The 15,976-nt window shown below is 47.1% G+C and carries 8 protein-coding genes; all 8 read right to left on the bottom strand.

Annotation, left to right across the window (positions count from 1 at the left end):
• Nucleotides 1–36: 36 nt before the first annotated feature.
• On the bottom strand, nt 37–2,922 hold the full coding sequence (locus tag CLV98_RS12275) for a VPS10 domain-containing protein (RefSeq protein ID WP_109674613.1): 2,886 nt from the start codon (nt 2,920–2,922) through the stop codon (nt 37–39).
• 46 nt (nt 2,923–2,968) lie between these two features.
• Complete coding sequence (locus CLV98_RS12270; RefSeq protein WP_109674612.1) at nt 2,969–4,204, bottom strand: glycoside hydrolase family 117 protein; 1,236 nt, start codon at nt 4,202–4,204, stop codon at nt 2,969–2,971.
• A 373-nt stretch (nt 4,205–4,577) separates the two neighbouring features.
• Nucleotides 4,578–6,062, bottom strand: coding sequence for a RagB/SusD family nutrient uptake outer membrane protein (locus CLV98_RS12265; RefSeq protein WP_109674611.1), 1,485 nt, complete (start codon nt 6,060–6,062; stop codon nt 4,578–4,580).
• Nucleotides 6,063–6,072: 10 nt separating this feature from the next.
• Nucleotides 6,073–9,441: a SusC/RagA family TonB-linked outer membrane protein gene (locus CLV98_RS12260; RefSeq protein WP_109674610.1), complete on the bottom strand. Its 3,369-nt coding sequence runs from the start codon at nt 9,439–9,441 to the stop codon at nt 6,073–6,075.
• Between the two features lie 165 nt (nt 9,442–9,606).
• Complete coding sequence (locus CLV98_RS12255; RefSeq protein ID WP_146202271.1) at nt 9,607–10,716, bottom strand: FecR family protein; 1,110 nt, start codon at nt 10,714–10,716, stop codon at nt 9,607–9,609.
• Nucleotides 10,717–10,975: 259 nt separating this feature from the next.
• Nucleotides 10,976–13,495 (bottom strand): beta-mannosidase, encoded by a 2,520-nt coding sequence (locus tag CLV98_RS12250; RefSeq protein WP_109674608.1) that lies wholly within the window; start codon nt 13,493–13,495, stop codon nt 10,976–10,978.
• Nucleotides 13,496–13,581: 86 nt separating this feature from the next.
• Nucleotides 13,582–15,090: an aldehyde dehydrogenase family protein gene (locus tag CLV98_RS12245; RefSeq protein ID WP_211320023.1), complete on the bottom strand. Its 1,509-nt coding sequence runs from the start codon at nt 15,088–15,090 to the stop codon at nt 13,582–13,584.
• A complete protein-coding gene (locus CLV98_RS12240) occupies nt 15,062–15,835 on the bottom strand; it encodes an enoyl-CoA hydratase/isomerase family protein (RefSeq protein WP_109674607.1) in 774 nt (257 codons plus the stop codon). The genes CLV98_RS12245 and CLV98_RS12240 overlap by 29 nt, the downstream gene beginning before the upstream one ends.
• Nucleotides 15,836–15,976: the final 141 nt, after the last annotated feature.

Raw genomic sequence — 15,976 nt, 5'->3', positions numbered from 1 at the left:
AATTAGAAGGTTATTGATAATGGGTGCGCTATAACTTTAGGGGGCTGGTCGTTCCGAGATGATGATGATACTGTAATCGGCATACCGACCGTCGGAGCTAGTGACCCATACTTTTGCCTGCCCCCGGCTTTTGGCCGTCAGTTTGCCTGCTTGGTCGACGGTAACCACCGAAGGATTGTCCGATTTCCAAACCAGCCGATTCTTCTTATCTGATTCCTTGCTCCATTTTGCTGTCAGGCGATCTCCTGTACGATATTCCACTACCTGCGGTGTCACTTCGATGCGTTGGCTAGAAACGCTATTTTTAAGCTCACCCTTATAGAATCCCGTACCCAGGGTGGCCAGCCATACCTGTCCGGGATGATGGATATCGAATTTTATATCTTCAATTTTATTGGGATTCGCCAGATTCTGATTGCTTTTGTGCCAGCTAACCCCTCTATCCTTACTAAAATAGACCCCAGGATTTTTGGACAGATACCCTACCGTAACAACCAGCATATGATGATCGGACGATGATACGTCGATACATTCCGTTGAAGGGTATTTGAAAATTTGGTTCCAAGTAGTCCCAAAGTCGTCGGTATACCAGAGGCCATCTCCCCCTCCCCGGTATCCCGTAGTGATATAGAGACGGTTGGTATGGTCCAGCGCCAGGTGGTTAACTCCCTTAACAGTAGGCGGCGTCTTGACTCTTTCCCAATGTAAGCCCCGATCTTTGCTATGATAGAGGCCTCCCTGAGCCTGCGGGTATTGGGCAGAGAAGTCGTTGTACTCAGCCGCTACGAAAAGGGATTTCCTAGAAGGATCCCGAGGATCGAAGACAATATCCCGGATGCGAGCCGGTGTTGGCAAACCCTGATTCCTAGCGGAAAAAGTTTTACCGTGGTCATCGGAAAAATAAAACCCTCCCTGATCGGCCTTTTTAGGATCGACGATCTGGGTAATACCGAAATAAAAATACGATGGATCAATGGGGTCGATCGTCAAGGCATTCGTATAAAAATCGTCTTTCCAGGCATTGGTGGCGGGTGTAGCCACTCCATGCTTGGACCAGGATTCTCCTCGGTCGGTGCTCCTGAAAATATACTGCTTTAAGGCCTGGCGGTTAGAGATAGCATAAACGGTATCGACCCCGTAAGGGTCGAAGGCCATACTTGAGACGGTTTCTTGGGCACTTGGGCTAAACTTTACGGCCAGCCTTTGGTCGGGACTATCGTCGGTAGGGATCCATACCCGATGCTCCCCAGAGCCCAATAAGGTGGTGTTCTTGCGCTTATCCATCGCTATGGCCAGGGCGGGCAGGTTGCTATCCCCCCTACCTAATATGGCTCCCGATGCCGTATAATCCTCATCGACCTGTTGCCAACTGGCACCATGGTCGGTGCTGAGCATGGTACTATGGTCCGAAATGATCATGACGCTGCCGTCTACCCCTACACCCAGCCCACGGGTAGATCGCAGGGCGTAATTGTTGCCGCTTTGATGGTGTGGCGACTCATGCCCCACTTTCATATTGGCATGATATGGATTGCCTCGCTCCTCCCAATACTCCTTATCGGCCGTCCAAATATGTTCGTATAAACGTGCCGTATTGATCCATTTCTTTCCATCGTCGGTAGTGGTCCATACCCGTCCTGGGGTGATCGAATTTCCGATCTGTGGATCGGCAAACCCAATGTACAAGGCATGTTCCCTACTAGGATCCACGCTGAGCATGCTAAAGTATTGGAGGGCCGACTTTGGCAGATCGGGGTAGGATGATTTTGCTTGGGGCTGAGAAATCCCAAACCATTTGGCAATAAACTTATAGTAGCTATCGGCAACACCCCCACTTAACCTGTGGAGGTCCAAGCCCAAATCCCCATTAATCTTAACCCAGGTATCCCCTTCGTCGCTCGATTTGAAAATCCCGCCCTGACAGGTGGTCGTAGAGCCCTTGGGGCTATATTGTACCTGGTCGATCACGTAAATACTAAACCGCTTCCGCTCTGAATCATAGTAAAAGTCCATGTCCATCACGATATCACTTTCCAACTTACCCTTCGAGATTTGCTTCCAGGTACTGCCACCGTCCATCGAACGATAAATCCCATAATTAGACGCGGCAAATACCTGCTTGGAATTCATTGGATTGACAATGATGCGCCCAACTTGGGCCTTGGGATCCAAGCCCCTGTTGACCAAGACCCAGCTTTTTCCAGCATCTTGAGTCCTCCACAACTTGCCCTCAAAATCGGCGGTGCTCCCATGAGGTGATTTTAAGGTGGCATCATGATAGCTCGACAGCCATTCTTGCTGCCTCACATTGGCTCCTCCTCCCACAAACCAAATATTTTTATTATTCGGGTCCAGTGCCAGAGCGGCTACCTTTTTTCTCCAACCTTCCATCTCTATCCCTTCAGCATCGGCCTTGTACCAGGGGCAATTTGGAATCTGCGTCCAACTTCTGCCCAGATCATCGGTCTTCCAGAGTCTGGACGATTCCAGGGCGAGGCCAAAGTGGACTTCTGTAGGGGAATAACATAGTTCACGCAGATGATAAAAATCGCCATTTCCATCATAATCCTTTATACTATGCCACTGTTGACCATTATTAGCGGACTGATAGATATTCCACATATCGGGACATACCGTTACCAAACCCGGAATACTCGGATGATAGCGTACCAGATTGGCGAAGCCTGCATTGCCAGGGCCTACTTGTGGTCCCCACACCAGAGCATCTTCAGACTCTACCCGCTGCTTCTCCAAAATCTGAGAATACTCTTTCATGCCTATTTGCTGAGCATGCGAAAGGCCAGGCAGGACGAGCATGGCTGCTATCGGGAGCAATGGCAGGATATACCTATACAAAGACCAGGAATCAGCATGTTGCCCCCGGGCTTTTGGAGGATACCCGTATGTAACGGAAGGGGTCATTTGGATTGATATTTGGTATGTTGAAGCATCATGAAAGACAATGGTACTATTTTTTGGGATTCGCTTTCTGAATACGTTCCAATTGCGCCTTACTCAATCCATGTTGGAAAAAGAAATCCGGATCTGCTTCCAGACGGGTCTCCTTCATATGAGGGTCATGCACATCCAAGCTCAAATCACAATCGAAACGACCCAGAATAGAATGTTGTTTTCCTTTACTCCCTGCATTGGTAAAATGTGAGATCCCCCAAGTGATTCCTCTACCATTTCCCTCGCTGTTGTAAGCGTCGGGCACATAGGGCCCTCCCGCTATGGGCATCAAACTAGTGATAGCTGCTATATTAAAATTGGCGCCATCGGAAGCATATTGGATGGTATTATGCTCATTACCATCCTTAATGACCAATGCGGCAATCCCCTCTTTAAAGGGGAAAAGGGTGGTTTCATGGCCCGAGTTAATGACAGGATTCAAAGGGTATTTAGTAAAGGGCCCTAAGGGATTGTCGGCCGTAGCCAAGCCAGTAGATCGGATTAGGTTAGGTTGGCCATTATAATCGGACTTATAATACAAGTAAATTTTGTCTTTATAAACCAATGGATAGGGATCATGAATCGAGAATTGATCCCAGGAATCATTACCGCCATTGGGAATAATAATTTCATTGCAGGGCGTCCATGGGCCATTTGGCGAGTCGGCATAGGAAGCGGTAACGGGGCAGTCGTCGCCTCGCTTTCCGCTAATCTCCATAAATCCTTGATAATACAAATAATATTTCCCTTTGAATACCAGGATGTCGGAGGTCGACACTGAGCGCCATCCTACCTGGGGCTTAGGAGGCCGCGGAATGGCTACCCCCTGCTCTTCCCAGGTAAACCCATCGTCGCTGGTCGCATACCATATTTCCGACAAGTCCCAATCGGTAGAAGGAATGGTGTCATTGGCTTTTGCGGCGCCTTGTGGAGGCACAGGCGTATGCCGATAGGTGTACCACACGTAATACTTACCATCCACAAAAATAACCTTAGAAGGGTCCCTCCTCGAAATAGTACCATCGCCGTTATTATAATCGAAGCCTTTGAGCCTGGTATATTTAAACTCGGTATACAACTCGTTAGTCTGAGGGGTAGGGCTCATATAATCGGTATACAAGCGTTCCATGGCGGTACTCAGCTTTTGGTCGGGCTTTTCCATCGGCAACTTAAACGGAAAGGGCTTTACGTCTTGAGCCTGTAGGCTCTGAGTAGTAGCGGCTAGGAGTGCGAGTGCTATTAATTTTTTCATATTAAAGATTAGTAATTACAAAGATGGATGCCTGGACGAGTCGTTAACGAATTAATGTGACAACATCACCCATTCATTAGGGAATTAGGGTTCTATCCAGCAACTGGGAGAGACCGGGTTTTAAAGCCAAATAAATACCGTTTACAGGACGAAATTTAGGTAACTTTTCTAATAATAAATTTAAATCATTCCTCAAATAGTAAGCACTAATAATATGTTGGCAACATTTGTCGAGAGCAGACTCTATATAATATTAGGTATTCCTTCTCACGGATGTTTTCATGGTTTCAAAGTGACCTAAAAATAAAAAATCCGCTCAGAATAAAGACAAAGCCAATGCGCCACCGATTTATGGCGCATTGGCTTATGGCAATTAATTATACCCAGGATTTTGAACCAACACCCCGTCCGAAAGGATAATATCGGCAATTGGCAAAGGAAATACTTCATTGAGCCCTTTTTTGAATCCAAGCGGCCCCAATACCTTTTCTGCTCGCCCGGTTCTGATCAAGTCCCAGTACCGAAGACCTTCCCCAGCCAGCTCTACCCTTCTTTCATGATAGATGGCATCGATCAGGTCTTGGCCGCTTACAGAAGCCGCCAAGTTCGGCAGCACCGAAGCGGGCTGATCTCCCCTGGCACGGGTACGTACCTTATTGACGTACTCTCTAGCCACGGTTTCATTGCCTAGGGCATACTGGGCTTCTGCATACATCAGGTATACATCGGCAAGCCTCAATATCCGATAGTTATGCGGACCATTGGTAGGGATTGAGCCTACCTTGGCATACTCATACTTGCTGTAGGGAGTGTATGAATATTTACGGTTAAAGATTCCCGTTCCATAAGCCTGGCCACCTACCAGATAAGTAGAGGCTTCTTTACGGGGATCGCCAGTTTCAAACTCGTCTAACAGATCCTGCTTCAGCTGCCCGAAGCCCCAGCCCCCGATGGTACGTGGCCCAGCCGCTGTGGCGGTAAGATTACCTTGGCCCTGCAACCAACCCGGATCATTGGAAGGATAATAGTTGATTTCAAAGATTGAGCCCGGACCCCACTCTCCGGTAGGCTGATAGATGGCCCCAAAGTCAGGGTCTAGCGAATATTCATTGAGGGCAAAGAGCTCCTCTGCATATTGCCGCACCTTATCCATTTTGTTCAGATAGGCACTCACCCTGACCATCATGCCAATGGCTGCACCTTTGTCGGCACGACCTTTATTGACCCCCACATTTTTACTTTTAAGGGGTAGGTTTTCCTTTGCTAAATTAAACTCTGCTTCAACGAATGCATAGATCTCCTCTTTAGAAGCCTTGGCAAATTTCCCATCAATGGGCAATATCTTATCGCCTAGAGGTACTCCACCATATAACTTGACGAGGTCGAAATGATAAAAAGCCCTTAGGAAATGCGCTTCTCCAAGTATTCTTTTCTTAAGGTCCTCGGACATATCTATACTTGGAACCTTATCCAACACGATATTGGCATAATAGATCCCTTGATAATTGGCCTTCCAGCGTAAGGCCAAAGTCGCGTTGGCGGAGGTCAGTCTATAAGTTTCCTTTTCCAGGAGTCCCCCATTATCTTCTACGTTCACGCCTCCTTTTATAGCGTCGTCGGTCCCTATATCGCCTACGACCAGGTCGTTGCGCCATCCTTGCCCTATTTCTCTGAGTGGGTAATAGGCGGCATTAATGGCCTGTATAGCGTCTTGCTCCGTTTTGTAAAAAGTTTGCTCAACGGGCTGTCCATAGGGCGTAAGGTCGAGCTTTTCTTCGCAAGCGACCATGGTCAAAAAGGTGGCCCCCAAAAGCCATGACTTCCAAATTATTCTAGAATATTTTTGATTAACTTTCATAATTTTTATTTCAGAATGTTACGTTTAAACCAACAAGAAACGCCCGAGCCTGAGGATAGGTCCCTCTGTCCATACCCAAATCTAGCGGGGAATTGGCATTAGGGTCATTCCCAATTTCAGGATCCAGCCCCAAGTACTTGGTCCAGGTCAACAGATTTTGGGCACCAAGATAAAGACGTAATTTCTCGATATGGATCGCTTGAAGCAGTTCAGGCTTGAAGTTATAACCCAGCTGTAGGTTTTTGAGGCGTAAGTAAGATCCGTCGTGAACGAAGCGTGAAGAAGGCATTACGTTTTGTCCATTATAAATCCGGGTAAGCCGGGGGATGGAGTTCGATGTTCCTGGGCCCGTCCAACGGTTCAAAATAGCCGTCGTAGAATTGGTGGTTACGTTTCCATCCATGGCATAGTCGACCAAGCTGTAGATTTGGTTGCCTTGAGATCCTTGGAAAAGAGCACTCAAATCGAAGTTTTTAAACTCTAAACCCAGGTTAATACCATAAGTAGCCTTGGGTAGCGGGGAGCCAATGATGGTCCGGTCGCTACCATCTATTTGGCCATCTTTATTGATATCTACATATTTGACATCTCCAGGCTTGGCTGTCGGCTGACTGCTGGCATCGACCTCCGCTTGCGTTTGCAACAAGCCATCGGCCCGATACCCAATAAATGATCCTACAGACCCTCCTACTTGGGTAATACCTATCGGTGCGTAGTTGATCAGTCCTTTCACTTGAATACTGTTCCCGGCAGGCCCTAGGTTCATCACCTTATTGCGAATAAAGGAGATATTCCCACCGACATCTAGCTTAAGCCCACCGAAGTCTTTACGGTAATTGGCCGACAACTCTACACCGCTATTTTTCATTTTACCCGCATTTTGGTAAGGCGGCGTTACCAACCCTACGATGTCGACTACAGGTAGGCGCAAGATCATATCGGAGGTATATTTGACAAAATAATCGGCCGTCACATTCAGCTGATTTCTAAACAAACCGATGTCTACACCTATATTGGTCGACTTGGCCGTTTCCCACTTCAGATTAGGATTCCCTTGAGACTGAGGAGCAAGGCCTGGATTCAAAATTTCGGGCGAACCAAAAGTCACGTTACTTCCCGTGGAGATGGTCTGAAAATAGGCGTAGTCGGCGAAATTCTGATTACCAATTTCTCCATATCCCCCTCTCAATTTTAGGAGGTTGATCAGGTTAGAGTGGAAAAACTTTTCGTTGGTGATATCCCATCCTGCAGCAAAGGACGGGAAAAGTCCCCATTTGTTGCTAGGCCCAAACCGCGAAGAACCATCACGTCTTAAATTGGCCGTCACGTAGTACCGGTTATCGAAACTATAATTGACCCGTCCAAAAAAGGAGATCAATTGCGAAGCCGACTGTGTACCGCCGTTACTAGCCGACCCAATATTCCCGGATCCTAAGGTAGGATTGGTAATACTGGTTGGTATGTCGTTGCGTGAGGCAGTTATAAAATTGTACTTGGTAGCCTGGGTTTCATACCCTAGCATGGCGTCCAGATGATGGCTGTTAAAATCTTTTGCGTAATTTAACGTACTAGTCCATACGTTGTACGTAGTCGTGGCCCGATTGGAGCTATAGGTATTCACTTTGCGGCTTTGATACCCGGAGGCAAAATAGGCAGGCAAAAAGTTGTCACCAAAGTTATCGCCCTTAGTTACCGCATAATTAGACCTTAAAAATAGCCCTTCGGCCAGGTCTATCTTTATAAAACCATTGGCATATAGATAATTTTCATAAGCCTTGGTCTTATTATAATTCATCTGTACCAATGGAGAGATCGAGTTGGTGCGGTAAGGACTGGTATTCTCACTTCCATCCGCTTTATAAATGGCCGTTACCGGATCCATCACATAACCTTGATAAGCCAGGCGATTATCTATTTCGATACCAGCCTCTCCCCCAGAGCTCGTCCGGGTAGAATGAGAATACGACAGGCTGCTCCCCACCTCTATGCGATCGGTTAGCTTATAGCTGTTGTTGCTCCTAAGGCTTAAGCGCTCATAACCTGTGGTTTTGATAATACCATCTTGCTTGAGGTTATTGATAGAGAGATAGTACTTCCCTTTATCGGACCCTCCGGCTACCGAAAGCTGGTGATTCTGGATCACTCCATTTTGATACGCCAACTTGGTCCAGTCGTAGCTGGGCAAGGAGGCTGGATCGGTAAGCTCTGGATTAATAGGCAAACCATCGTTTACACTGGCTTCGTTATACAAAGTGGCCCATTGCTGCGCATTTAATACATCGAGCTTCTTCCAGCTACTTTGAACGCCGATGCTCCCACTATAGCTAATTTGTGTTTTTCCCGATGTCCCCTGCTTGGTAGTGATCAGTACGACTCCGTTGGCCGCACGAGAACCATAAATAGCTGAAGCTGAAGCATCTTTTAGGATATTGATACTTTCTACATCCTGCATATTAAGACTTAGGATGCTACTCAAAGGCACGCCGTCGACCACATATAATGGCGAAGAGTTGCCCACCGTACCGACCCCACGTACCTTGACCGTCACTGCACTACCGGGGCTACCAGAATTGGCCGTTACCGTTACGCCAGCAACTCTTCCTTGAAGTGCCTGGTCAACTCCGGCAGCGGTAGTTTTCACTACATCCTTTCCGGAAACCGTAGCGACAGAACCCGTCACGTCCGATTTCTTTTGGGTACCATACCCGATCACCACCACATCGTCGAGTGTTTGGGTATCGGGCTCCAAGGCCACGTCGAAACTGGTGGCCGTCCGAATATCCAATTCTAAGGGCAAGTACCCCAAGAAGGAGAAGGCAATTACATGCTTATCCTCAGGCACTTCCAGCTTGTAGCTTCCATCTACGTTAGAGATAGTACCAATCTGGGTTCCCTTCACTACGATACTCACGCCGGGGAGCCCCTCGCCTTTCTCGTCCTTTACCGTCCCCGAAATACCTTTTACAGCCCGAATACTGGCCGAATTGGCCGTTCCCGCCTTCGGCTGGCTGGCTGGTACTGGTTTGATTTCCTTCTGAAGGATAATTTGATTCCCTGAAACTAAGTACTTGACGTTAAGGGGCAATAACAAATCGTCCAATAAGTCGCCTAAGCGTTTGTTGTTGGCCTTTACAGAAACAATTTTCTTAATAGGGACTATTTGAGGGCTGTAAGAGAATCGGACATCGGCCTGCTTCTCGATGATTTGTAAAACCGATTTTACATTTTGATCCCGAATCTCCAACGATACACGAATATTCAATAACTCCTGGTGATTATTGGCTGCGGCCATGGTTGTTGATGGCAATAGCAAGGCAACCAGTAATGGTAAGCATAAAATTTTGCCCCATAGTTTTAGGTATGAAAAGACCTTTTCCATATTTTTGGTTTAATGTTTAAGAAAAAAACTGTGAACATTTGATCCAGATTCAACCTGGCGAGGTTGAAATCATCGTGGATTCTTAAACCAATGGTGCTGCAATCACCATTGGTTTCTTTGGTACTAACTCATTTGTGTTTACATACGGCATCGAATTATATAAAATCATTGACAAAATCCGCCTTGGATGATTATCTGGCCATCTATTTTATGGAAGGTAGCATTGATGGTTTTACAAATAATATCCAACTTTTGGTCGAAGGATTCTCGGTTTAAAGAGGCGCTAATGCCACAAGCCGAAAGGCTTTCCCTGTCGAATTGGATCAGGATCCCATAGGCACTTTCTAGCTGTTGGAATACAGAAGCCACTTTTACGTCGTCGTAGGTAAAGTCATAGTTCTTCTGTTCTGCTATATCCTCCAACAGGACTGGGTTTTCTACTAGCGTTTTATTAAACTTCTCCTGCTGCTTGTAAAATACCGCCTGTTGATTGGGCGTCAATATTACCCCATTCGTGGCTCCTACTTCGGGAGTACCCTTCACGGGCTGATTGGCCGATACCGACACCTGCCCAGACCGTACCATCACCCGCACCTCTTGGTCCTGCGCTACGGCACGCACCAAAAACCTCGTTCCAAGTACCTTGGTAACTACTTTATTGGCAAAAACATAAAAAGGCCTTTTCGCATCCTTAGCCACATCAAATTCGGCTTCCCCCGTTAAGATCACCTTCCGGGACTTATCGTTAAAGGTAGCGTCGTAACTCAACTTACTATGGGGTGATAGCACAATATGCGTACTGTCGGGCAAGTGGTAGTGCCGTTCGGTAGCGGCCTCATTGACTAGCTCGGTGTACCCCTTCTCCAACTCAGCAACCTGAGTGCCATAATCGGACGGCAAGCCTTTGTTAAGCCAGTAGCCAAGACCAACCAACATCAACAGCCCCAAGGAGGCCGCCACCAGCCAAGCCCTATTGCCCCAAGGCAAAGCCTTGGTATCCTCGGAAGACGCTATGCCATTGGCCTCCTGAATTCTAATCAATAAGGATGCTATCTTATCGTCGGACAAATATTTAGAGGCATACTCCATGAGGCCACGTTGCACCAATTCGAACAACTGTACCGCCAAGGCCCATTCCGCTTCGTTGATGCCGCCTATGGAGCGCTGTGCATCCCAATACGATTCTGACTTAGCCGTTGGTCGTAACATATGTCCAACGAATAGGTCGTTGGTAAGAAAATCCGCAGCGCTAAAGGCGCTAAAATCTGGTTCCACGTCAATATAGAATTAAGTGACACTTATATATGACGAAACCTTAAAAACGTACTCACCATGAGCCAGAAATAATTAAATAAAACAAGTATTTTATTCTATAACCCCGCTACTCCGGCTCATATAGCCCGCCAAAACCCTTACTGTCAGCCCATTAAAAACTCAAGATAAAAATAGAATTTAATTGAACTATAGCTGTAGGTACCATAAAAAATTCAAGCCGAGATAGAACACCTCGGCTTGAATATGCAATAGCCATTAACTATTTTTTATTTTCAAATCCTCTGGCCCTAGGTGTGTCCATATCACTATCCATTTTTTGCTCACCTTCTCCATTGACATCAGGAAAATATTCGAAATAATTCCCAGCGCCATAAGTGGCAATTTTCTGCTTCATTTCCTTACCCATCTGTTTGAATTTTTTGGAAGCCTCTTGTTGGTCTCCTATCAAGAATAGATAATCGTTATGCGACAACGCTTGGTCCTTGTCACCGATCAGCTTGAGGGTAACGTAAAATTGCTTTTCCACTTTACCAAGGACCTTTTCCTCTAAGCTAAACATTTTTTTAGCGCTATTGCCTTCAATGGCGCCTACAGGCTTAGTCTCGGAATAAATCACCTCCTGGCGGTCGTTCTTTATTTCTAGCTTCACCTTGGCACCTGGAAAATCCTTATACAGATCGTTGACAACCCATACTTCTCCTTTAAAGGATTCTGAGGTCTTCCAGCGTCGTTTTTCGAAGTTCAAGTTGACCAATAGAGGTTGGTAGGCCGTTTGAACATAATCGAAGGAACGCTTCGGTTCTTGGTAATTGTCTACGATACCCCATTTCATATCGGGCCAATAGGTGATAAAATGGCATAATGCTATGCCGCTCAATCGGGGCTTGTTTCTTCTGAAATGCTCTACCGACAATTGGAAAATGATTCCTTGCGAATCTTGGGTGGCATTTACAAATTCTTCGAGTGATCCCGTTTTTTCGTCATTAAAAGCATCGTAGTTTTGCATGCGAAGCTTATCAAGATCGGCCCAGTGGTACCCCCAACTAAGCCCTGGAGGCCACATTTCGTTTTCAGGAATAAACTTCTTCAAACTTTTTACGGACGGCACCGACGTGATGGCCAACTCTGGAACGATAGGATAATCCAAGGATTTGTACCAGTCTTCCAACAACCAATTTCCCATATTGTAAAAGTATCCCAAGGCATGAACCGCTTCCTTAGGCTTGAAGCCAGCCTCCATAGAAGCCTCATCGGTAAGCGGTGAGTCGGGAACGTAGGGTAGATCCACATATTGCTGGAGGCTATCGCCAAATTGCTCCAGGAAGCGCCGGGTAAATTTGGGATCGCGTGTCCTTAGCATCATTTCTTCGCCCCCTTCCATCATGATAAGGGAAGGATGGTTGCGCCTTTCTTTAATGACCGCTATCCCTTCCTGGATGGCCTTATTGAGGAAAACCTCATCTTGGGGTATATTTCCGGTACCAAAGGGGATCACATCTTGCCATACCGTGAGTCCGGCTCTATCGCAGAGCTCATAGAACTCAGGGATTTCTGGAGGATGCCAGCCAAAAATTCTAATATTATTCATATTGGCCTTTTTGGCCAAATCAATCAATGTTTTGTACTCAGCCACCGAGGTACGCCCTACAAAAATATCGGGTGGCCCTCCCCAACAAGCCGAACGGATAAAATGGAACTTCCCGTTAATGGTCGTAGTGCGTGGAAAACTTACCTCTTCCCTCGTAAAGCCAGGATTCCATTCCATTTTCACTACCCTAATGCCGAAGACCTCCTCCACAAAATCCTGATTGACGCCATTCTGACCTATCGATATTTTAGCTTTATACAGGTTCTGCTCGCCTAGGTCCCAGGGCCACCACAGCTTAGGCTTGGGTATGTCATAGCTATGAACCACCTTGTTAATCCCAGGTTTCAGATTGATCTTTGAGCTTCTTTTGATGATTTCTGAACTGAAGTTCTCGCCCGTAATCTCGCTTAAAGCACTTAAAGTTAGGGTCTTACCACTAAAATTCTCGATTTCTAACTGAAGATCCACCTTCGCAGACCCATCCTTGAGCAGGGTCGTTTTGGCATAAACATCCTTGATGCTACTGGCACCCGTAGTGAAGAGCTTAACTGGGCGGGTAATACCAAAGGGTATTACATCTCTCCAGTAGTCACCAAACCAAGGTGTTTTCCGGCCTGCCACTAGGGCATTGACCTTTGGAGGAGGATTGAGCCGAATCATCAACATATTACTGCTCTCCCTGGTCTTTTTTGAAGAACGGAGGTATTTTGTAACATCATAGGAAAAAGAAGAGAACGCCCCCTCATGCTTGCCCATATAATGTCCATTCAGCCAAATGTCACAGCTGTAATCCACTCCTTCAAACTTGAGCTCAGTCATCTTATTGGCCAGATCGTCCGTGACGTTGAACTGCGTAGCATACCACCATTCGTACTGACTGACCCACTGGGCTTTGGAGGCGTTGCGGCCAAAATAAGGATCTTCGATAACCCCATTCTTCCAAAGATCGGTATAAACGTCGCCAGGAACCTGGGCAATGTTCCATACCAAGGTTTCTATATCCTCGGGTGGAAGCTTGTCCAAGCCTGCTTTTTCTCCTTCCCCGGGAAGCATCATCTTCATTTTCCACCTAAAGCCCGAAAGGTCTCTTACCTGTTGGGTGTCCCCTTCCTTGAAACTGCTGGTTTGGGGCTGAGCCCAAGCCGCTAGCTGGGTAGCCAGCAAGCATATTATAAAAATACAAATCCGCATGATTAACTGATTAGTGACGAATTATTTTGAAAACTTTAAAATCTCTGATTTCTCATCAGGCCGGGATAATCCTAAAACCTATGCGCTTAATCTTCGTAATCCAGATAAACGGTCTTTTTCTGCAGGAAACCTTCAATCCCAAATACGCCATCCTCGCCTCCTATACCGGAGGTCTTATGGCCTGAATGATAACCCTGAATATACCCTACGATCCCGCGGTTTATAAATATGGTACCCACTTGCAAAGTGTCGATGGCTCGGAGGTGTCTTTTATAATCGTTGGTAAAAAGGTATGCCGACAGCCCCTCGGCCCTGGCGTTCGAAATACTAACCGCCTCTTCGAATCCTGATACGGTCATTACCGGCAATACAGGGCCAAATAGCTCTTCCTGTACCGTGGTTTGATCGGGCCTTACCCGCGTTAGGACGGTAGGTTCATACCAATTCCCTCTCTCGAAGTAGGCCCCCTCGGGACGATTACCCCCAAGGACCAGTTCGGCACCTTGGCCAATATTCTCCTGAACGAGCCGGTGGATTCTTTCCAATCCCTGTCTACTCACCGAAGGCCCCATGTCGATATGGGAGGCCATGGGATTGCCGACCTTGATCTCCCGTACTCGTCGGATCAGCTTATCGGTAAATTCATCTACAATTTTTTCATGAACCATAATCATTTCATTGCAGATACAGACCTGCCCACAGTTGGCAAAACGGGAAACCACGGCGGCCTCGACGGCCTTATCGATCTGGGCATCCTCACAGACAATAAAGGGGGCCTTCCCGCCTAATTCTAAGGTCAAAGCGGTTATATTTTCGGCCGCGGCATGGTACATAGCCCTTCCCGCTCTGGTACTACCGGTAAGGCTTACCAATTTGGTAATGGGACTCTCTACGAGCAAAGCAGCGGCGGCGGCGCTTTTGGTAGCCACCATATTGATAACCCCCTTGGGCAGCCCCACTTCCTCCACCAATTTGCAGAATTCGGCGGCCGTGACTGGCGTAAGCTCATGGGGCTTAATGATCATGGTGTTGCCCGTTACCAAGGCTGGCCCCACCTTACGGCCTATCAACGCCAAAGGATAGTTAAAGGCACATAGCCCCACCGTTACCCCATAAGGAACCTTATGGATGGTCAATTGCTCGTTGGCCTTTTCAGAAGGGAAAATGGCTCCTTGAATCCTTCGACCCGCTTCGGCCGAATACGTGATGTAGCGAATGGTATCGTCTACCTCCCCGTAAGCTTCCGCCAGGGTCTTGCCCTGCTCTCTAACCAACAACTGGGCAAAATGATCCTTCTTTAGCTTCAACTTTTCGGCGATCGCAAACAGGTAGCCTGCCCGCGTAGCCGCTGGGGTGAGTTGCCAACTCCGTTGCGCCCTTTCGGAGCTCTCGAGGGCCTCCACAATTTCGGTTTCGGTAAGCGCCGTTACACGAGCAAACACTTCATTGCTTGCCGGGTCCTCCACCTCTATGGTTCCCCCGGTACCCGAGGTGATCCACGCGCCGTCAATGTAGCAATAATAGTCTTTTATTCCTTGGTCCATACCCATCTGTGTTCCAATCAGTTTACTTATAATTTGGATTTCTTTTTTCAATAAATGCCTTAAAGCCTTCCACAGCATCTTCGGTGTCATAAAGCCTATCCACACATTCTTTCTCTAAGGCCAACCCCTGCTGCTGGTCCAGCCCCATCGATAGCCTGGAGAAGCGCTTGATAGCGGCCATGGCTTGGCCAGCTCCCAGTGCTAGTGTCGCAAGATACTGCTCGACCTCCTGACCAAAAGTCGCTTCAGGATACAGCTTTGTAAACAGTCCATATGCATAAGCTTGCTGCGGACTTATGGAATCGCCTGTCAATAATAGCTCCAGGGCTCTACTTTTCCCTATAAGGTCTATCAGCCGTACCGCCCCGCCATTGCCTGGCATAAGGCCTAACTTCACTTCGGGGAGGCCTATGGCATATGTCCCTTCGGCAGCTAGCCGTATATCACAAGCCATGGCCAGCTCCAGTCCACCTCCTAATGCATGCCCCTGAATAGCGGCCACATATATTTTGCTGCTATGCTGTATTAGATCACTAGCACGCCTAGCCGCTACCACCATAGCCGTATTTTGTTCGGTGGTATTGGAGCCAAAAACCTTGATATCGGCTCCTGCCGAAAAAAAACGAGCATTACTACTCCGCACCTGCACCACCTTCACCTGCAGATCGGCCTCTATCTCGGTGATATAGGTGGCCAATAGAGTTAACATGTCAATATCGTAACCGTTGGCGGGTGGTTTTTGCAGCGTGAGAATGGCTAATGCGTCTCTTTTAGTGTATTCAATAGTCAAATCCATGGAATAATGTCTAAAAATCGAACGATTCGAATCGATTGTTATATTTGTATGTAAATCTATTCATTTATATATAAATTATAAAATAAAAATTGATTTATTCTATCTTCGCTTTTACATCGTTCTCGGGCCAGGACGAAGCGG

Source organism: Dyadobacter jejuensis (assembly GCF_003149085.1).
GTDB classification, from domain to species: Bacteria; Bacteroidota; Bacteroidia; order Cytophagales; family Spirosomataceae; genus Dyadobacter; species Dyadobacter jejuensis.
Note: the sequence above shows the minus strand (reverse complement) of the source record. Positions and strands in the feature narration are given on the sequence as shown.